The sequence below is a fragment of the Corynebacterium freneyi genome (assembly GCF_030408835.1).
Classification (GTDB): domain Bacteria; phylum Actinomycetota; class Actinomycetes; order Mycobacteriales; family Mycobacteriaceae; genus Corynebacterium; species Corynebacterium freneyi.
Window position 1 is genome coordinate 2217810 of sequence record NZ_CP047357.1, and the last position, 17955, is coordinate 2235764.

A 17955-nucleotide genomic window follows, 5' to 3' on the forward strand; every position below is an offset into this window, starting at 1 on the left:
TGCCCGTCAAGTCACTGCGGACACCAGGGCGGCGACGAAGGCCGCGGCGGACGCTGCGGCCGCGAACCCGTCACGCACTCGCCAGGGGTGATCGGTGCGGAAGGTGCGCCGCGGATGGCGGCCGAAGTTACGCATCGCCAGGGTCAGGGACAGCTTTTCGGCGCAGCGCACGGCGCTAACGAACAAGGGAAAGGCGATGCGCGCGGGCGTCGTCGCGCGAATGAAACCGGAGCGGAAAGACTGCTCCGGTCGCATCGAGCGCAATCTAATCGCCCATGTCAGATGGGGGATTTCGCTGCGCAGGAACGCCGCGATGCTCACCCCGGAAATCGCTATGGTGCACCATGTGTAGGGCACCCGGAAGCGTTGCACCATGGCGTCGAAAAGCTCCTCGACGCGCATGCACGCGGAGACCAGGACCGTCCCCGCGAACACGGCCGTCAGCAGCAGTCCGTGATGGATGCCGTGGCGGACGGCCTCCGCCGGATCCCCACCGCCGTAGAACTCGGAGCGCCACCCGAGCAGGCCGAAGAACACCCCAATCAACAGGACGAGGAGGACCTTCCCCGCCGTCGCCCGAACGTCGCGTTCCGCGATTGCAGCGAGTGCGAGGAACGCGACCCCCGTCAGCGCGAGAACGGCGTCTCCGCCGGAGAGCAGCCCGGCGACGAGGACGAGCATCACCGCCGCGACGATCGTGATGGCGTTCAACCCCGCGCGCCTCCGAGCGTCGGATTCACCGGTCCAGGGGCTTTCGTCCCCGGACGTCCGTACGCCGGCCGCGGGCAGTGCGCGATCCCGCCGGGACGACTCCGGGGCAGCCGGCACGTCGGCCGCGGGACCGGACCAGGCGACCTTCCCTTCGGTGACGATGCTCGCCCGATCCGCCCACGTTCGCGCGGCACGGCGGTCGTGGCACGTGAACACAACGGTTCCGCCGGCCCCGGCGTATTCCGCTAGGGCATCCAGTACGATGCTCGAGCTCGGCGAATCCAGGTGCGCCAACGGTTCGTCGAGAAGCAGCAAACGGCGATTGGCCGCCACCGCCAGGAAGATGCCCAACTGTCTTTTCTGTCCGCCCGACAGGACGAACGGCGAGACGGGGTCAAGTGCCCGGGGGCACAGGGCTTCCCGTAGTTTCCGCAGCTCATCGGCGCCGAGTGGCCCGTGCGGGTCCGTGCCGGCCAGCGCGGAGTCGATTTCCGCGGCGACGGTCGCGCGGGTGAACTGGTGCTCGGGGTTCTGGAACGCCAACGACGCGAAGGCGTCGGGGACGCGCCGGGCAGACGCGCCGTCAATCCGGAGGTCCACTCCCGCCTTCATCTGGCCCGACAGCACCGCCAGCAAGGTGGACTTACCGGCTCCGTTGGCACCGACTAGGGCATGAATCTCGCCCCGTTCCAGTGTCAGATCGGCCCCGTTCAGGATCCTCTCCCCGCCTCGGGTCACGTGGGTTCCGGTCAAGGCCAGCAGTGGAACGGCATCCGCCTCCGATTCCGGATTGGGACGGTCCGGCACCCCCGTGCCCGGCGTACTGGCGTCCGGCGTTCCGGCGGTCGCGGCCGTCGTCGCAATGCCCTTCACCGCGATGCCATCCGGCGCTCCGTGGGCGGCGACGCTCCCGTCCGCATCGAGGATCGTCACCGTGTCGACCCACCCGTCGAACGGGCGGAGGTCGTGCTCGATGAGCAGGATGACGCGCCCCGGGGCCCGCAAATCACGGATGGCGGCGAACAGCGACCGGCGACCGTCCTCGTCGACGTGGGCCGCGGGCTCGTCGAAGATCATGACCTCCGGCGCCCTGGCCACCGCACCGGCGATGGCCATCCGCTGGCGTTGCCCGCCCGACAAAGCCCACGGATCCTTCTCCGCGAGCTCTGACAGCCCGAGCTCCGATAGAGCCTCGGCTGATCGCTTGGCGACGATACCGGCTTCCACGAGGGAAAACTCGAGGGCCATGGCCACGTCATCGACGACTCGGAGCGTGAGCACCTGCGTCGCCGGGTCTTGCCCGACGAAGGTGACCCGGTCCCCGTCCACGGGGCGTTCGGTGCCGTCGGCATCGATGATGTGCACGAATCCGGCATGGTCGATGGGGATGTGCGAGGGGATCAGTCCAGCGATGAGGTGGGCCAGGCTCGTCTTTCCGCATCCCACGGGTCCCGTGATGGCGTTGATCGTGCCGAAATCGAAGGAGAGATCCACCATGTCGGGTGCCCATCGCCCATCGGCGTGCCGCACGCCCGCGCCACTAACCCGTAACCGGGCCGGGACCGTCCCGCGTGTCGCACCGGCGCACACGGATGCTCCGCCGGTCACCGGGTGACCCCGCGGCTGCGAAGCCCCTTTGCGACGGCAAAGCCCAGGACCAAAAACACCAGGCTCGATGCCAAGGCTACGGCGAAGCTGATCAGGGTCATGGGCGTGGTCGGCGAGTCGACGCCGACTGCGCGCGGGGCCATCGTTCCCATCAGCGCGGAGAACAATATCGCCGAGGCCACGAACTGGGGACGCGTCCACCGCCGGTACAGGGTGACCATGAACGGAAGCTCGATGAGCAATCCTTCCATAATCAGCGCTCCGATTGCGGCGATGCCGAACGGGGTAGTCGCCGCGGACACGACGCCCATGGCAAGGCACGCGATGAGGCTCGCGCCAAGCTTGCGGACGACGATGAGGGGAACAACGCACTGCAGGAACCACAACCCGAGCGTCGCCGCGACGAGATAAACGTGGGCGATGCCGGCGAACACCTGCAGGTAGGTCAGGGGCACGATGATGAGAGACCCCGCAACGCCGATCGCGGCGGCGACGAGCATGTCGCGGGTGGATGGTCGGCCACCCGCTGCGACCGGTGCGACGTGCACCAACCGCCCGTCATCCGTCTGCGACGCCACCGCGCCCCCCGGCTCCCCCTCCGGAGAGGGGCTCTCCGGTCAATCCACGTTTTCCGTTCATCGTCGCCGCCTCGCTTCCGTTGCCGGTTCCCGATCGGGAACACCACCTGAAACAGCATTAGGTTAGGCAATGCTTATCGCCTTACGCAAGGCTCAATTCACTGAAATTACCCCCGCCCCCGTTACCGTGATGGTGTCCCCCTCACGGGGCGCGGTCACCGGGCCCGGTATGGCTTATCTGCGTGGATATTTCCATAATCCGGGGGTGTTGCCACCGGGCACCGGGGATAACCGCTGACAGCTAATAGGGATACGGACCAAACAGAGGTCTCAACGCAGACGTGGGTGCCTGCAACGGATGTCCAAGACACCTGTGACCAGCCGCAACAGAAGGGCACCACCATGCAACCGTCCACAACACCCGAAATCATCATCGGCCTCGACGTCGGCAAAACCGGCCATCATGCCTGCGCGCTGACCGACACCGGCGAGAGAATTTACGACAATCCACTGCCCCAAGACGAAGCCGCACGGCGTGAAATCTTCGCGTCCATGCAGGCCCACGGCAGCGTTTTCATGGTCGTCGATTAACTCAACACGATTGGTGCCTTGCCCATCGCCGTGGCCCGCGACTGCGGTTGCACGGTCGGAGACCTCCCCGGCCTGGCCATGCGACAAGCAGCCGATTTCTACCCTGGACGATCAAACACCGTCCGCCGGGCTGCATTCATCATCGCCGACACCGCCCGCACCATGCTGCACACACTGCGGGCAGTCGACCGCGACGACGAGACGCTATCGGCGCTGAAGATGCCCGTCGGATTCGACGACGAGATCGCCTAAGACGCCGCCCGAACGAAAAACGGCCTTCGCAGCGTGCTCACACAGATTCACCCCGCACTCGAGCGCGTCTTTGCAGGCGAGATTCTCTCGCGCACGTTGGTGCTGGACTTGCTGATTCACTACGAGGGTTCGACAAAACTGGCCGCCGCAGGTCGGGGCCGGGTCCTGAAGTGGATGCGCAACCGCGCCAAGAAGGACCTTGCTGCCCTGGTTGACGCAATTTTCGCTGTCCTTGCCGAGCAAACTGTCACGGTACCCGGCACTGCGGCGGCGGAATTGGTCATTCCCCAGCTGGCGGCGAGCATCAAAGCGCTTCAAGCACAGCGCGACACGATCGCCGGACAAGTCGAGGAGATGCTCGAATCGTTCCCTCTTGCCCAGGTCTTGATGTCGATGCCCGGCGTAGGCATCAAGACCGCCTCCAACATCTTGTTGTCCATCGGCGATTGCTCCGACTTCGCCGACGCCGCACACCTGGCCGCTTACGCCGGCATCGCGCCGATCACCCGGCGGTCGGGTACATCGATCCGCGGAGAGTTTCCCGCCAGGGCCGGCAATAAACGCTTGAAAAACGCGATGTTTCGATCGGCGTGGATCGCGTCGAACTGCCACCCCGCGTCGCGCGACTACTACCTGCGTAAACGGGCTGAAGGAAAGAAGCACAATGCTGCGGTGATATGCCTTGCCCGGCGGCGCTGCAACGTCATCTATGCCCTGTTGACTCGCCGTGAGTTCTTCCGAGAAATCCCTGCTAGAAACATCGCCACGGCTGCGTAGGCCGCTGGGCTGATCACCGCCGGCCCGCATGATGCGGCCCGGCGATCAGTGATGGCTACAACACCCCCATGCGATGTACGTGAAAGTCCACGCCTGACTATTGACAATCCGCATAGGGGCCCCCACGCGGATCGGGACTGAGTGGCGGCCGACCCCTCGGCCCAACAGCGCCCGGGGCCGCCCCCGCGGCCGGACGCCGCCACCTAGGCGCCGAACAGGGCCACTTCCGCCGAGCCGTATTCGACGATCTCAAAATCACTTTCCCGGATCTTCATCCCCCGCCCGTGCTCGATGTCACCGGAGGCCCGGAACTGGAGGCCGAAAACCAGCTCTTCCATGAGCCTCCGCCTTTCACCGCCGCGCGGACGAATGCGCGGTCGGGGATGCCTCGACCCGCGCGCTTCGAACTATCCCCTACCGCCTGGTCCCCCTCCCCTGCCCTCCCCATCGCCTCAAACCTCGTGGTTTAGGAGGGGGAAGATGGCGTTCGAGGGCTCAACCACTCAAGCCCGGGACTGCCGGCCTACAGGTCCTCGAGGTGCTTGCGCTTCGGGAAGATGCGCGGGCGGGTGCCCAGCACCTCCTCGGCGACGCGGACGACCTGGTTCGAGTAACCGAACTCGTTGTCGTACCAGACGTAAAGCACCAGGTGCTTGCCCTGGGCAATGGTGGCCAGGCCATCGACGATGCCGGCGTGGGTGGAACCGACGAAATCGGTGGACACGACCTCCGGCGAGTGGATGTAGTCGATCTGCTGACGCAGCACCGAGCGCAGCGACACCTCGCGGAGGTACTCGTTGACCTCTTCGCGCTCGACCTCGGTCTCCAGGGTCAGGTTCAGCACGGCCATCGACACGTCCGGGGTGGGGACGCGAATCGCGTTGCCGGTGAGCTTGCCCTCGAACTCGGGCAGCGCCTTGGACACGGCCTTCGCGGCACCGGTCTCGGTGAGGACCATGTTCAGGGTCGCCGCACGGCCGCGGCGGGTGCCCTTGTGGAAATTGTCGATGAGGTTCTGGTCGTTGGTGAACGAGTGAACCGTCTCGACGTGGCCGAACTCGACGCCCCACTTGTCGTTGACGACCTTCAGCACCGGGGTGATGCCGTTGGTGGTGCAGGACGCGGCGGACAGGATCTTCTCGTCTGCGTCGATGTCCTTGTGGTTGATGCCGTAGACGATGTTGGGGATGTCGCCCTTGCCCGGGGCGGTGAGCAGCACCTTGGACACGCCCTTGGCCTTCAGGTGCTGGCCCAGGCCCTCGCGGTCGCGCCAACGGCCGGTGTTGTCGATGACCAGGGCGTCGTCGATGCCGTACTCGGTGTAGTCGACGGTGGCCGGGTCGGAGGAGTAGATGACCTGAATCGGGGTGCCGTTGGCCCAGATGATGTCGTTTTCGCGGTCGACGGAAATCGTGCCGTCGAAGGCACCGTGGACGGAATCGCGGCGCAGCAGCGAAGCGCGCTTGACGATGTCGTCGTCACCGTTCTTGCGGACGACGACGGCGCGCAGGCGGGCACCGTTGAACACGGCCTCACGGGCGAGGAGAATGCGGGCCAGCAGACGACCGATGCGGCCGAAGCCGTACAGGACGATGTCGGCCTTCGGGGTCTCATGCGCGGTGCCGATGACGTCGGCGAGCTCACGCTCGAGGTACTCGCCCAGGTCGCCGCCCTCGGCCTCGAACTTGGTGGCCAGCGCGCCGAGGTCGATGGAGGCGGTGCCCAGATCCATCTTCACCAGGTGCTCCAGGATCGGCAGGGTCTGCTCGAGCGGAAGCTCCTGCGAGGTGATGCGCCGGGCGTAGCGGTGCGACTTGATGATCGACGTCTCCGTCGGGTTCTGCAGCAGACGGCCGAAAATCGAGGTGACGACGTTCTTCTCGCGCCGCAGCTGGCCGAGCAACGGAATCATCTTCTCCGCGAGGACGACTCGCTCGTTCCAGTCGCTGTAGTTGATCGGTGCCGGCGTCGCCATGGATCCTCCTGGGGTTCAAGGGGGCGTTCGTGAGGGCGGGATTATTCCGCGGCGAAGGAACGCCCGGGGGTTCTTTCGCGTGCTTACGGGGGTACTTTTCGGTTCGAAGAGTCCTCCTTCAAAAGTACGTCTTTCCCGCAACGCACGTCCCACCGGGTGCACCGACACGCCCAAAGGGGTGTACCGGCCGACGACACGCGCAACCGACCCGGCACCCGCCCGCGCCCCTGCACCGAAAACGCCGCGACCGGCCACCCCATGGGTGACCGGTCGCGGCGGGTCGTCGTCAAGCAACCCGCGACACAAGCGCGGCGCGGGCCGCCGACGGGAAACGCGCGGAAAACCTACGCGTGCCCGTCCTCCGACGGATTGTCGGGCTGGACGGTCCACTCCGGCGGGACATCCTTGCCGGACTCCTCGTCGCGTTCAGCGTCCTCGGGGGTCGCCTGCACGATGCCCGCCGCGTGATGCGACGGCGCGTAAATGGAGTACAGACGCAGCGGCTCGTCGCCGGTGTTGACGACGTCATGCCACTTCCCCGCCGGCACCACGATGGCCCAACCGTCGGACACCTCCTGCTCGAAGCTGAGGTCGTCCTTCGCCGGGCCCATCTTGCAGACGCCCTTGCCGGCGTCGACGCGCAGGAACTGATCGGTGTCCGGATGCACCTCCAGGCCGATGTTCCCGCCCGGCTCGATGGACATCAGGGTCACCTGCAGGTACTTGCCGGTCCACGCCACGCTGCGGTAGTTCGCGTTGTCGCGGGTCTCGGTCTCGATGTCGAAGGCGTTCGGCTTGGGTCCAATGTCGCTGATGCTCATGTGAGTCACCTTTCCGTCAGATTCCATCTGACTTGCTCAAACAAACGCCGACACGGGGCGGGCGGGCCCCGGACAATGCCGGCGAGCGCCGGAAGACGCGTCCGACCCCATGGTGCCACCGGAAAGCCGATCCGCGCATGGAACGCCGCGACCACCTGGGCCGTCGCCGCGGCTTCGGGGTGATCCGGGTCGACCGATAGACTGCGCACCATGAGCCGGAACGACGAAGCACACGCCGCCGAGGCCGCCACCGACGCCGCGACCACCGCCGACGCCACCACGGGCAAAGCTCCCGCGGTCCTCGCCACCGGGTCGATCCCCGCCGGCGACGCCGACGTCGTCGCCGCACTGCTCGACGGCGAATTCACCCTCGCCGAAATCGACGACGCACTCGACGCCTACGAGGGCACGGGCATGGACCGCTGCCTCACCGCCGCAATGGAACTGCGGGCCCTGCTGCACGACGGCGGCTGGTACTTCGCGCCGGACTCGGGGCTCGTCGAATTCCTGTTGTTCCCCTCCGACCCGGCGGCCGTCGACGCCGCCCCGACGGTGACGTTCGGCGTCGAATGGCCCACCAACCCCATCACCGGCCTGCCGCGGGCGGTCCACGACGTGTCCGTGTCCGCGCCGCTTCCCGACGACCCCGACTCCGCCACCGCCATCCGCTTCCGTTCGGTCAAGGAGTTCGCGCCCTACGCCACCGCCGTCAAGGACCCCGACCCCGACAACTGGCCCTCCGCACTGCAGGACCGGCGCTTCGACCCCGACGACGAAATCCGCGCCTACGCCGAACAGTTGAGCAAGAACGCCGCCGACGAATAGGACGACGGTCGGAGCCACGGGTAGAGCCACCCCCGGAGCCACGCCCGGAGCGACGGAATCGTCGCAAAGCACCGCGACTATCCTTGACCACCTGCCACCCGCAGAAAACGACGACGCAAAGGAATCCATGAACACCCTCGCCGATGAGGCCGCACGCCGCCGCACGTTCGCGGTCATCGCGCACCCCGACGCCGGCAAGTCCACGCTCACCGAGGCGCTGGCGCTGCACGCGCACGTCATCAGCGAGGCCGGCGCCGTCCACGGCAAGGCCGGCCGCAAGTCCACGGTCTCCGACTGGATGGACATGGAGAAGGACCGCGGCATTTCCATCGCCTCGTCGGCCCTGCAGTTCGAGTACGCGCCGGAAAACCACGACGGCGAGCCGTACATGGTCAACCTGGTGGACACCCCGGGCCACGCGGACTTCTCGGAGGACACCTATCGAGTGCTCACCGCCGTCGATGCCGCGGTCATGCTCGTCGACGGCGCCAAGGGCCTGGAGCCGCAGACGCTGAAGCTGTTCCGGGTGTGCAAGTCCAACGGCATCCCGATCATCACGGTGATCAACAAGTGGGACCGCCCGGGCAAGGCGCCGCTGGAGCTGATGGACGAAATCGTCGAGGAAATCGGCCTGCAGCCCACCCCGCTGTACTGGCCCGTCGGCGAGGCCGGCGACTTCCGCGGTCTGCTCCGCCGCGGCGAGGACGGCGAGGCCGAGGAGTTCATCCGCTTCGAGCGCACCGCCGGCGGGTCGACCATCGCCGAGGAAACGCACCTGACCCCCGACGAAGCCGCCGCCGAGCAGGGCGACACGTGGGAGACCGCCGCCGAGGAGTCCGAGCTGCTGTCGGCCGACGGCGCCGACCACGACCAGGAGATGTACCTGGCCGGAGACACTTCGCCGGTGATCTTCGCCTCCGCCATGCTCAACTGGGGCGTGCACCAGATCCTGGACACGCTGTGCGAGTTGGCCCCCGCGCCCGCCGCCCGCGAGTCCGATCCCGCCGCCGTCGAGGCCGCCGCGGCCGGCGGTCAGGGCGCCATCGACGAAATCCGCCGCCCGGAGGACGATTTCGCCGGCGTCGTGTTCAAGGTCCAGGCCGGCATGGACGCCCACCACCGCGACAAGCTCGCGTTCATGCGGGTCGTGTCCGGGGAGTTCGACCGGGGCATGCAGGTCACCCACGCCCAGTCGGGCCGCAGCTTTTCGACGAAGTACGCCCTGACCGTGTTCGGCCGGACGCGCTCGACCGTCGAAACCGCCTACCCGGGTGACATCGTCGGTTTGGTCAACGCCGGTTCGCTGGCGCCGGGCGACACCATCTACTCGGGCCGCAAGGTGCAGTTCTCGCCGATGCCGCAGTTCGCGCCGGAGCATTTCCGCACCCTGCGGGCCAAGTCGCTGGGCAAGTACAAGCAGTTCCGCAAGGCCATCGAGCAGCTCGACGCCGAGGGCGTGGTGCAGATCCTGCGCAACGACGCCCGCGGCGACGCCGCCCCGGTCATGGCCGCCGTCGGCCCGATGCAGTTCGAGGTCATGATGGCCCGGATGGAAAACGAGTACAACGTCGAAACGGTCGCCGATCCGATCCCCTACTCGGTGGCTCGCCGCACGGACGAGAAGACCGCGCCGGAGTTGGCCAAGCAGCGCGGCGTGGAGATCTTCACCCGCTCCGACGGCGCGCTCATCGCGTTGTTCGGCGACAAGTGGAAGCTGTCCTTCATCGAGAAGGAGCACCCGGAGTTCACCCTGGAGACCCTGGTCGCCGACTAACCACGATCGCCGAGCCGCGCCGAACCGACGCGGTCCTCGGCGAAGCCTGCGAAACCTCGAACCGCGGACTCGGCCGTCCGGTGGTTCAATGAGGGCCGTGACTTGGACGCGTGACCTCATCCCCGATCAGACCGGACGCACCGCGGTCATCACCGGCGCGAACTCCGGCATCGGTTTCGTCGTCGCCACCGAGTTGGCGCGGCGTGGGGCGGACATCATCATGGTGTGCCGCAACCTCGAACGGGCCACCGCGGCGCGGACCCGCATCGACGCCGCCGGGGCCGGATCCGTCGGCGTCGTCCTGGCCGACATGTCGGAGCCGGATGACGTCGAACGCGCCGCCGCCGAGATCGCCGGCCGCACCGACGCGGTCGACGTGCTCGTCAACAACGCCGGGCTCATCGTGCCGGGCGATCACGCGGAGAATTCCCTCGGCTGGGAGATCCACTTCGCCACCAATTACGTCGGCGGGTTCCTGCTCGCGCGGCATCTGCTGCCCCTGTATCGCGATGTCGTCGGCGCCCGCGTCGTCGAGGTGTCGTCGTTGGCCCACTCCCACGTCCGCGATTTGAGGTGGGCCGACCCGAATTCGGCCGATGTCCGCGGTTTCCGGGCGTACGCGCAGTCGAAGCTGGCGTGTTTGATGTTCGGCCGGGAGTTGGATCGTCGCCTGGCGCAGGCCGCCGCGTCCGCTGTGGACGGTGCGCGGGCGCGGTGCGTCATCGCGCATCCCGGCATTGCGGCGACGGCGTTCATGCGTCGGCTGCCCGGGTTGTTGGGCAGGATCGGCGAGCCGGCCGTCGACAAGCTTTTCAGCGATGCCGACATGGGCGCCGATCCCCTGCTCGCCGCGGCGACGGACGAGACCGTGCCCGGCGGTTCCTTCCTCGGCCCGACCGGACCGTTCGAGGCCAAGGGCGACGTCGGGATGGCGAAGTCGTCGAAGGTGTCGAGGGACATCGGCAAGCAGGCCCAGTTGTGGGTGCTCACCGAGGAACTGACCGGCGTCCGCTTCACCGTCTGACGCCGCCGCGCGGCACGAGCGCTACCCGCCCAGCCGCGCCTCCAGGTGCTCGCCGAGCACCCGCGAGCATTCCGCGATGCCGTCGACCCACAGCGTGCCGGCGGATTCGTCGGCGGGGTCGGACACCAGCTTGATCAGTTCCACGGGCACCCCGTACCTGCGGGCGACCCACGCGATGGCGTAGCCCTCCATGTCCACCAGGTCGGCGGTGGCGGCGAGGCGGGCGCGGGTCGCGGAGTCTTCCACGAACAGGTCGCCGGTGGCCAGAACTTTTCCGGTTTCCGCGGTGCTTGACGACGGCCCCTCCCCAGCCTCGTCGGCCGGCACATCGAGGGCGATCGGAGGGTATGCGTCGGCGCCCGCCAACCTGCGCACGGCCGAATGGGAGAAATCGTGGAGCACCACGCGGCTGATGCGGTGGACGCCGTGCAATCCGGACGACGGGCCGTCGTGAAGCGCACCCGCGGTGCCCACGTTGAGCACCGTCGTCGGCGACGGTCCCCGGGCCAGCGTCTCCGACAGCGCAGCGGTGGCGTTGATGCGGCCGATGCCGGTGAGCAGCACGGGAACGTCGACGGCGAGGTGTTCGGCTTCCTCGCGCGTGGCCACGACGAGCAACGGCGCCTCGGGATCGACGGGGGCGAGCAGTTCCGGAACGGTGATCATGGGGCCAGGGTAGCGATGACCAGGGTGGGAGAAAATCATCGTTGACACGAAAGCGACACGTGATTAGGTTTGCGCGACAACGCTTCGCGTGGCGTGAATCACCGTCGATTCGTCGAGGGCGGGCCGCCCACGCACGGGGCGCCCCGACCGCCGCACTCGGCGCACTCGGCACACCCGATCCCACGCACCACCAGGAGGACCGCAATGACCACCTACGCCCACCCCGGGTCCGACGGCGCGAAGATGTCGTTCAAACCGCGCTACGGCAACTGGATCGACGGAGGCTTCCAGGACCCCGTCGACGGCAACTACTTCGAAGTCGTCTCCCCCGTCACCGGCGAAGTGTTCACCGAAGTCGCCCGCTCCACCGCGAAGGACATCGAGAAGGCCCTCGACGCCGCTCACGCCGCGGCCCCCGCCTGGGGCACGACGCCGCCGGCCGAGCGGGCGAAGGTGCTCAACAAGATCGCCGACCGCATGGAAGAACACCTCGAGGAAATCGCCGTCGCCGAGACGTGGGACAACGGCAAGCCCATCCGCGAATGCCTCGCCGCCGACATCCCCCTGGCCATCGACCACTTCCGCTACTTCGCCGCCGCCGCCCGCACCCAGGAGGGCCGCCTGTCGCAGATCGAGGAAGACCTGGTCGCCTACCACTTCCACGAGCCGCTCGGCGTCGTCGGGCAGATCATCCCCTGGAACTTCCCCATCCTCATGGCCACGTGGAAGCTCGCCCCCGCCCTGGCCGCCGGCAACTGCGTCGTGCTCAAGCCGGCCGAGCAGACCCCCGCGTCGATCCTGCACCTCATCGAGCTCATCGGTGACCTGCTGCCCGACGGCGTGGTCAACATCGTCAACGGCTTCGGCGAGGAAGCCGGCGCCGCCCTGTCCGGCTCCGACCGCATCGCCAAGATCGCCTTCACCGGCGAGACCACCACGGGCTCGATCATCATGAAGACCGCCGCCGACAACCTCGTGCCCGTCACCCTGGAGCTGGGCGGCAAGTCCCCCAACATCTTCTTCGACGACATCATGGACGCCGACGACGCCTTCCGGAACAAGGCCGTCGAGGGCTTCTCCATGTTCGCCCTCAACCAGGGCGAGGTGTGCACCTGCCCCTCGCGCGCGCTCGTCCACGAGTCCATCGCCGATGACTTCGTGCAGCTGGGCATCGAGCGCGTGTCCAAGATCCGCCGCGGCGACCCGCTGGACACCGAGACCATGGTCGGCGCGCAGGCGTCGAAGGAGCAGCTGGACAAGATCCTCAAGTACATCGAAATCGGCAAGACCGAGGGCGCCAAGCTGGAGCTCGGCGGCGGCCAGGCACAGCTCGAGGGCAGCCTGTCGGGCGGCTACTACATCGAGCCGACCATCTTCTCCGGCGTCAACGACATGCGCCTGTTCCAGGAGGAGATCTTCGGCCCGGTGCTCGGCGTGACCACGTTCTCCTCCTTCGACGAGGCCGTGAAGATCGCCAACGACACCATGTTCGGCCTCGGCGCCGGCGTGTGGTCGCGGTCGAACAACAACATCTACAAGGCGGGCCGGGCCATCCAGGCCGGTCGCGTGTGGTGCAACGCGTACCACGTGTACCCGGCGCACGCGGCGTTCGGCGGCTACAAGAAGTCCGGCATCGGCCGCGAGAACCACCTGATGATGCTGTCGCACTACCAGCAGACCAAGAACCTGCTGGTCAGCTACGCCACGAACCCGACCGGCCTGTTCTAGTCGCCGCAAGTCGCCTGCACCGGTGGTTGTCCCGTCCGTAGGATGGGCCGCGTGACTTTCCGATCCGACAATTCTCGTTCCGCCCGCGCCTCCCATGCCGAGGAGCGCGCCCGCCTGCTGGTGCAGGAGGTGCTGGATCGCGATGAGCGCCTGCGCTCGAATCTGTCGTCGCCCGACGTCGATCCGTGGGAGCACCGGTTCATCGCGGACGATTCCATCGTGGAGGGCCCGATCGCCTCGTGGCGCGACGACGCCACGCGGGCCCGCCGTCTGCTGCGCCGCTACGACATTCAGTCGGGGTACCGCGAGAAGATGCGGGACATGGAGCGGCGCATCGACTCGATGCTGCATCTGGCGGAGAGTCTGGAGGAAAGCTGGGATGCCGCGGCCGCGGCGTCGAAGAGGCTTTCCGACGCCGAGGCCCGCGACGCAGAGGCCTTCGAGCGGGAGCGCACCCGGCAAAACGATGCGGCGGAGGCGAAGCGTCGTCGGGAGGAAAAGCGCGAGGAGCTGCTGCGCAAGGCGGAGCATTTGGCCTCCGATGCGTTGGATCGGACGCGCGACGTCGGCGGCGAGGTGTTCCGCCGTTCCCTCGACGCCGGCCGCGAGGCGCTGGAGAAACTGCCCGGCCTGAGCAACTGGCAATTCCCCCGCTCCGGCCGCAAGCACCGCGACGACGAGCCCCGTGAGGTCCGCAGGGCCGAGGCCCGGGATCTTCGCCATCAGCCGCCGCGGCCGGAGGATTAGGGGTTCCCGCCAATCCGGATTCGGCGCTAGGGTCGCGGTCATGTGCGATACCCCCGATCACGCCGATTCCGCCGGTCACCCCCGGCCCACCGATTTCCCCGCCGCCCCGGCCGACCTGCGCCTGGTGGTGGTGGACATGGACGGCACGCTTCTTAACGACGCCGGTGAGCTGCCCGCCGACCTGCCCCGTCTTCTCGATCGGCTCGGCGCCGCCGGCGTCACCTTCGCTCCGGCATCGGGCCGACAGTATGCGACGCTGCGCGACATGTTCGGCGGCATCCGCACCGAATCCGGTGCGGCGGTCGAGACGTTCATCGCCGAAAACGGCAACGTCGTCGCCCGCGACGGCGAACTCTCCGCAGCCGACGGCATGGATCCGGGCATCGTCGACGAGGTCATCGACGCCGTGCGCGCCGCCCGCGCCGACGGTGCGCCGATGGGTCTCATCGTCTGCCATCCGGAGGTCGCCCACGTGGAAATCGACCAGCCCGGTTTCAACGACGAGGCCGCGAAGTACTACCACTCGCGGGCCGTGGTCGACGATCTCCACGAGGTCAACGACGGCGTCATCAAGCTGGCCATCTTCGACGACCGGGGCTCCGGGCTCGACGCCGCCCCGATGATGGAGCGCCTGGTCGGCGACCGACTCGAAGTCGCCGTCTCCGGACGGTGCTGGGTGGACATGATGGTCCCCGGCCGCCACAAGGGCCACGCGGTGCGCGCGCTGCAGGAACGTCTCGGCGTCACCCCGGCGCAGACCGCCGTGTTCGGCGATTTCCTCAACGACCTGCAGATGATGGGCGCCGGCGACATGTCCTTCGCCATGGCCAACGCCCACGACGACATCAAGGCCGCCGCGAACTACCTGGCGCCGTCCAACACGGACTCGGGGGTCGTCGTCACGCTGGACAGGCTGCTCGACGAGGCCGCCGCCGCACGATCCTGACGCTGGATCCGCAGCCAGGTGACGAAACCCCAGGTGACGAACCCGCCGTAGAACAGGTACAGCGCCGCCGAAGGGTAGTAGCCGCCGAGGAACAGCAGCGGCACGCCGACGACGTCGACTGCGATCCAGATGAGCCAGAACTCCGTCCATCCCTTCGCCATGCCCCAGGTGGCCAACATCGACCCGACGAAGATCCATGCGTCGGCCCACGGCCCCCACGAGCCCAGGGCCCCGAAGATCCTGGCGAAAATGACGGTGCCTCCCACGGCGAACGCGAGCATGACCATGCGCTCGCGGCCGGTGGCCCATCGGGGCATCACGGCGGCGTCGTCACGCCCGGAACCGTCGCCCGCGACGACCCGGCGCGTCTGCGCCCACCGCCACCAGCCGTACACGCTGACCAGCAGGAACATCACCTGCCGCCCCGCCTGGCCGTACAGGTCCAGGTCCTGCGGCGTGTGGAAGACGCCGCCGAGGAACACCGTGAACAGCAGGATGTTGCCGGCGATGCCCACCGGCCAGGCCCAGACCAGGCGGCGCATGCCCAGATACGCCGAACCGAGGCCGAAAAGATTGCCGACGATCTCGCGCACCAAAATGGGCGCTCCCCCGATGGTCAGCTGCGCGGTCAAAAAACCGACGAGTGCGGACATGACGGAATCCACGGTGGATCTCCTTCTCTCCCATCCGGACTATGACCGTCGGTTCCGGGTTCCAACCGGATCTGCTGACCTCCCCTGAGGGAGCGCTCGCGGACTCGTCCGGGCCACGCGTGGCCCGGCGTCACCGCCGGTGGGGAATTCCACCCCGCCCTGAGAATGTTCGCTGCCGACGTTAGCAGCGGTGCGCCGGAGAGTGGCCCGAATGGGCGGAAAAGTCCACGCCAATTGCCCATCATGGATTCGCATTAGTAGGCTGGGGTCATGTCCGAGACCAGGGTGCAGCGCAGGGTGCAACGCAAGCCCCGAAAGCGTCGCCGCGCACCCGGTTGGGTGCCCGACCAGCACGGCGCCTGGTTCATGGTCACCGTCCCCGCGATCACCGGTGTCATCCTGGCACCGTCGTGGACCGCGATTCCCCTGCTGCTGACGTGGTGGCTCGGTTATTTCACGTTCTTCGCCGGCAGCGTCTGGATCCGCTCGCGCTTCCGCGAACGCAACCGCCCGCCGGTCCTGGTGTACGGGTCGCTTACGGCCATCGCGGGCTTGACGACGCTGATCTTCGACTGGCGGCTCCTCATGTGGGTCCCGGCGTTCGCGCCGCTGGTGGCCGTGGCCGTCTTCGAAGCATGGAAGCGGCGTCCGAGGTCGCTGGCATCGGGCGTATCCACCGTCGTCGCGGCCTGCCTCATCCTGCCCGTCGCCGCCTGGGCCGGGGGCGGCCTGGACGCGGAGGCGTGGGCCGCATTCGCCGTGTACCTGGCGTACTTCGTCGGCACCGTGCCCTACGTGAAGACGCTCATCCGCGAGCGCGGCTCAAAGCCCTGGTTCATCGGATCGGTGGGCTATCACGTCGTCGTGCTCGTCGCCGCCGTCGTCGCCGTGCTCGGCACCGGCGGGGATCCGTTCCACCCGGCGACCATCGTCGTCGCCGTCGTAATGCTCGCGCGGGCGACGCTCATGCCGATCACCGGCGCCCGCCGCGACAAGCCGTGGACGCCGAAAACCGTCGGGCTCCTCGACGCCGCCATCACGGTGCTGGTGGTCATCGTCGTGCTGCGCTGAGGCGCCCCGTTCTCTGCGGTCGCGGGCTCCCCGGTGCTGCGGTAGTTTCCCTGAGCATGAGGGGGGACTCATCCGGCGCATCGACGCCGTCACGACAGATCATCGTCAATCCGACCGCACGCCCGCAGGTTCCGCTGCTGGACCGCCGGGCGCAACCCGGCCGCGAGGAGCCGGCGCCGCTGCGCGACGACCCGCGGCCCGCAGAGGGCAACGATCATCCGCATCGGGTTCCGGCCCGGGATCACGTCGACGTCGGGCAGCGGCCAATGACGGTCGGCGACATCGCCGGCCTGGTCGCCGAACGACCGCGGCCGGGCCGGGGCTGGCGGGACATGGTGCGCCGCGCATCGGGCGGCCGCGTCAACCCGGGCGAATCCTCCGCCGAGCGCGCCGAACGCGAACTGCTCGAACGCATCCGGCGTCCCGTCATCGGCGACTACCGCGTCGCCGTGCTCAGCGTGAAGGGCGGGGTGGGCAAAACGTCGACGACCATCGGCCTCGGCGCGACCTTCGCGTCGCTGCGCGGCGACCGCGTCATCGCCATCGACGCCAACCCCGACTTCGGCACCCTGGCCCACCGGGTGCCCGACCCCAACCCCGCCACCGTGCGGGACCTCCTGCGCGCCCCGTCGACCGACCGCTACGCCGAAGTCCGCTCGTACACGACCCAGGCCCCCTCGCGGTTGGAGGTGCTGGGCAGCGAACGAGATCCGTCGATGAGCGAGGCCTTCTCCGCCGCCGACTACGACCGCACGCTCGACATCCTGCGCCGGCACTACAACATCCTGCTCACCGACTGCGGCACCGGAATCGTGCACGGGACGGTGTCGGCGATCCTGGCCCAGGCCAACTGCCTGGTGCTCGTGGCCACGCCCGCCCTCGACGGAGCCCGATCGGCGTGGGCGACGCTGGACTGGCTGTCCGCGCACGGGTGGGCGGACCTGGTGTCGTCGACGGTCGTCGTCGTCAACCAGCTCACCGACGCCGGCGTCGAGGCGGAGGCGCTGCGCGACCTGTTCGGGCAGCGCTGCCGGGCGGTGCAGGTGATCCCGCATGACCCGCACATCGCGCGCGGCGCGGACATCGACATCGACATGCTGCGGCCCGCCACGCGCATGGCCTATCGGGAACTCGCGGCGATGATCGCCGACGACTTCGCCCCGCCCGGTGGACGGCACAGGTAGTCGAGCCAGCACGGGGGCCGACTG

Annotated in this window: 15 protein-coding genes, 1 pseudogene and 1 riboswitch; of the genes and pseudogenes, 9 read left to right on the plus strand and 7 right to left on the minus strand. The window is 68.0% G+C overall.

The genetic code is table 11. The features are described from left to right. Positions 1-6 precede the first annotated feature (6 nt). Positions 7-2208: an ATP-binding cassette domain-containing protein gene (locus tag CFREN_RS09890; protein ID WP_244979494.1), complete on the minus strand. Its 2202-nt coding sequence runs from the start codon at positions 2206-2208 to the stop codon at positions 7-9. Between the two features lie 107 nt (positions 2209-2315). Next, positions 2316-2819, minus strand: a complete 504-nt coding sequence (locus CFREN_RS09895; RefSeq protein WP_244979493.1) for an ECF transporter S component — start codon at positions 2817-2819, stop codon at positions 2316-2318. A 480-nt stretch (positions 2820-3299) separates the two neighbouring features. Here CFREN_RS09895 and CFREN_RS09900 point away from each other — a divergent pair. Then, a pseudogene (locus CFREN_RS09900) lies at positions 3300-4517 on the plus strand (IS110 family RNA-guided transposase). 203 nt (positions 4518-4720) lie between these two features. On the opposite strand, the gene CFREN_RS09905 reads toward CFREN_RS09900, so the two are convergent. The 3 genes from CFREN_RS09905 to CFREN_RS09915 form a co-directional block, all read right to left on the minus strand. Then, positions 4721-4855, minus strand: coding sequence for a hypothetical protein (locus tag CFREN_RS09905; RefSeq protein WP_256388230.1), 135 nt, complete (start codon positions 4853-4855; stop codon positions 4721-4723). 185 nt (positions 4856-5040) lie between these two features. Continuing rightward, complete coding sequence (locus CFREN_RS09910; protein WP_209652214.1) at positions 5041-6492, minus strand: glyceraldehyde-3-phosphate dehydrogenase; 1452 nt, start codon at positions 6490-6492, stop codon at positions 5041-5043. Between the two features lie 344 nt (positions 6493-6836). Continuing rightward, positions 6837-7313 carry a cupin domain-containing protein gene (locus CFREN_RS09915; RefSeq protein ID WP_070523176.1) on the minus strand — a complete coding sequence of 159 codons (477 nt, stop codon included), beginning with the start codon at positions 7311-7313 and terminating at the stop codon, positions 6837-6839. Between the two features lie 210 nt (positions 7314-7523). On the opposite strand from CFREN_RS09915, the gene CFREN_RS09920 reads away from it, so the two are divergent. From CFREN_RS09920 to CFREN_RS09930, 3 genes are all read left to right on the plus strand, one after another. Then, positions 7524-8138 (plus strand): hypothetical protein, encoded by a 615-nt coding sequence (locus CFREN_RS09920; RefSeq protein ID WP_209652212.1) that lies wholly within the window; start codon positions 7524-7526, stop codon positions 8136-8138. A gap of 127 nt (positions 8139-8265) precedes the next feature. Then, positions 8266-9912: a peptide chain release factor 3 gene (locus CFREN_RS09925; RefSeq protein ID WP_209652210.1), complete on the plus strand. Its 1647-nt coding sequence runs from the start codon at positions 8266-8268 to the stop codon at positions 9910-9912. A 97-nt stretch (positions 9913-10009) separates the two neighbouring features. Further along, positions 10010-10936, plus strand: a complete 927-nt coding sequence (locus tag CFREN_RS09930; protein ID WP_209652207.1) for an SDR family NAD(P)-dependent oxidoreductase — start codon at positions 10010-10012, stop codon at positions 10934-10936. A gap of 21 nt (positions 10937-10957) precedes the next feature. Here the strand turns inward: CFREN_RS09930 and CFREN_RS09935 are convergent, their stop codons facing one another. Next, positions 10958-11602: a nucleosidase gene (locus tag CFREN_RS09935; protein ID WP_083291627.1), complete on the minus strand. Its 645-nt coding sequence runs from the start codon at positions 11600-11602 to the stop codon at positions 10958-10960. A 204-nt stretch (positions 11603-11806) separates the two neighbouring features. On the opposite strand from CFREN_RS09935, the gene exaC reads away from it, so the two are divergent. From exaC to CFREN_RS09950, 3 genes are read left to right on the plus strand one after another with little or no spacing between them, the layout of a single operon-like run. Then, a complete protein-coding gene (exaC, locus tag CFREN_RS09940; protein ID WP_209652205.1) occupies positions 11807-13330 on the plus strand; it encodes an acetaldehyde dehydrogenase ExaC in 1524 nt (507 codons plus the stop codon). Positions 13331-13372: 42 nt separating this feature from the next. Then, complete coding sequence (locus CFREN_RS09945; RefSeq protein WP_246580222.1) at positions 13373-14077, plus strand: hypothetical protein; 705 nt, start codon at positions 13373-13375, stop codon at positions 14075-14077. A 40-nt stretch (positions 14078-14117) separates the two neighbouring features. After that, positions 14118-15023 carry a Cof-type HAD-IIB family hydrolase gene (locus tag CFREN_RS09950; protein WP_209652199.1) on the plus strand — a complete coding sequence of 302 codons (906 nt, stop codon included), beginning with the start codon at positions 14118-14120 and terminating at the stop codon, positions 15021-15023. Here the strand turns inward: CFREN_RS09950 and CFREN_RS09955 are convergent. After that, the gene (locus CFREN_RS09955) at positions 14939-15676 is read right to left on the minus strand and encodes a nicotinamide mononucleotide transporter family protein (RefSeq protein WP_070523189.1); all 738 of its coding nucleotides are present in this window, start codon (positions 15674-15676) and stop codon (positions 14939-14941) included. The genes CFREN_RS09950 and CFREN_RS09955 overlap by 85 nt on opposite strands. 18 nt (positions 15677-15694) lie before the next feature. Next, positions 15695-15847, minus strand: a riboswitch (FMN riboswitch). A 99-nt stretch (positions 15848-15946) separates the two neighbouring features. On the opposite strand from CFREN_RS09955, the gene CFREN_RS09960 reads away from it, so the two are divergent. Both CFREN_RS09960 and CFREN_RS09965 read left to right on the plus strand, forming a co-directional pair. Then, the gene (locus tag CFREN_RS09960) at positions 15947-16747 is read left to right on the plus strand and encodes a YwiC-like family protein (RefSeq protein WP_209652197.1); all 801 of its coding nucleotides are present in this window, start codon (positions 15947-15949) and stop codon (positions 16745-16747) included. 56 nt (positions 16748-16803) lie between these two features. Continuing rightward, the gene (locus CFREN_RS09965) at positions 16804-17931 is read left to right on the plus strand and encodes a MinD/ParA family ATP-binding protein (RefSeq protein ID WP_425321482.1); all 1128 of its coding nucleotides are present in this window, start codon (positions 16804-16806) and stop codon (positions 17929-17931) included. Positions 17932-17955: the final 24 nt, after the last annotated feature.

Bases quoted from the DNA above. Each gene is read 5' to 3' on its own strand.
- CFREN_RS09890 (WP_244979494.1), bottom strand. From the start codon at position 2,208: ATGGTGGATCTCTCCTTCGATTTCGGCACGATCAACGCCATCACGGGA.
- CFREN_RS09895 (WP_244979493.1), bottom strand. From the start codon at position 2,819: ATGCTCGTCGCCGCCGCGATCGGCGTTGCGGGGTCTCTCATCATCGTG.
- CFREN_RS09905 (WP_256388230.1), bottom strand. From the start codon at position 4,855: ATGGAAGAGCTGGTTTTCGGCCTCCAGTTCCGGGCCTCCGGTGACATC.
- CFREN_RS09910 (WP_209652214.1), bottom strand. From the start codon at position 6,492: ATGGCGACGCCGGCACCGATCAACTACAGCGACTGGAACGAGCGAGTC.
- CFREN_RS09915 (WP_070523176.1), bottom strand. From the start codon at position 7,313: ATGAGCATCAGCGACATTGGACCCAAGCCGAACGCCTTCGACATCGAG.
- CFREN_RS09920 (WP_209652212.1), top strand. From the start codon at position 7,524: ATGAGCCGGAACGACGAAGCACACGCCGCCGAGGCCGCCACCGACGCC.
- CFREN_RS09925 (WP_209652210.1), top strand. From the start codon at position 8,266: ATGAACACCCTCGCCGATGAGGCCGCACGCCGCCGCACGTTCGCGGTC.
- CFREN_RS09935 (WP_083291627.1), bottom strand. From the start codon at position 11,602: ATGATCACCGTTCCGGAACTGCTCGCCCCCGTCGATCCCGAGGCGCCG.
- exaC (WP_209652205.1), top strand. From the start codon at position 11,807: ATGACCACCTACGCCCACCCCGGGTCCGACGGCGCGAAGATGTCGTTC.
- CFREN_RS09945 (WP_246580222.1), top strand. From the start codon at position 13,373: ATGGGCCGCGTGACTTTCCGATCCGACAATTCTCGTTCCGCCCGCGCC.
- CFREN_RS09950 (WP_209652199.1), top strand. From the start codon at position 14,118: ATGTGCGATACCCCCGATCACGCCGATTCCGCCGGTCACCCCCGGCCC.
- CFREN_RS09955 (WP_070523189.1), bottom strand. From the start codon at position 15,676: ATGTCCGCACTCGTCGGTTTTTTGACCGCGCAGCTGACCATCGGGGGA.
- CFREN_RS09960 (WP_209652197.1), top strand. From the start codon at position 15,947: ATGTCCGAGACCAGGGTGCAGCGCAGGGTGCAACGCAAGCCCCGAAAG.
- CFREN_RS09965 (WP_425321482.1), top strand. From the start codon at position 16,804: ATGAGGGGGGACTCATCCGGCGCATCGACGCCGTCACGACAGATCATC.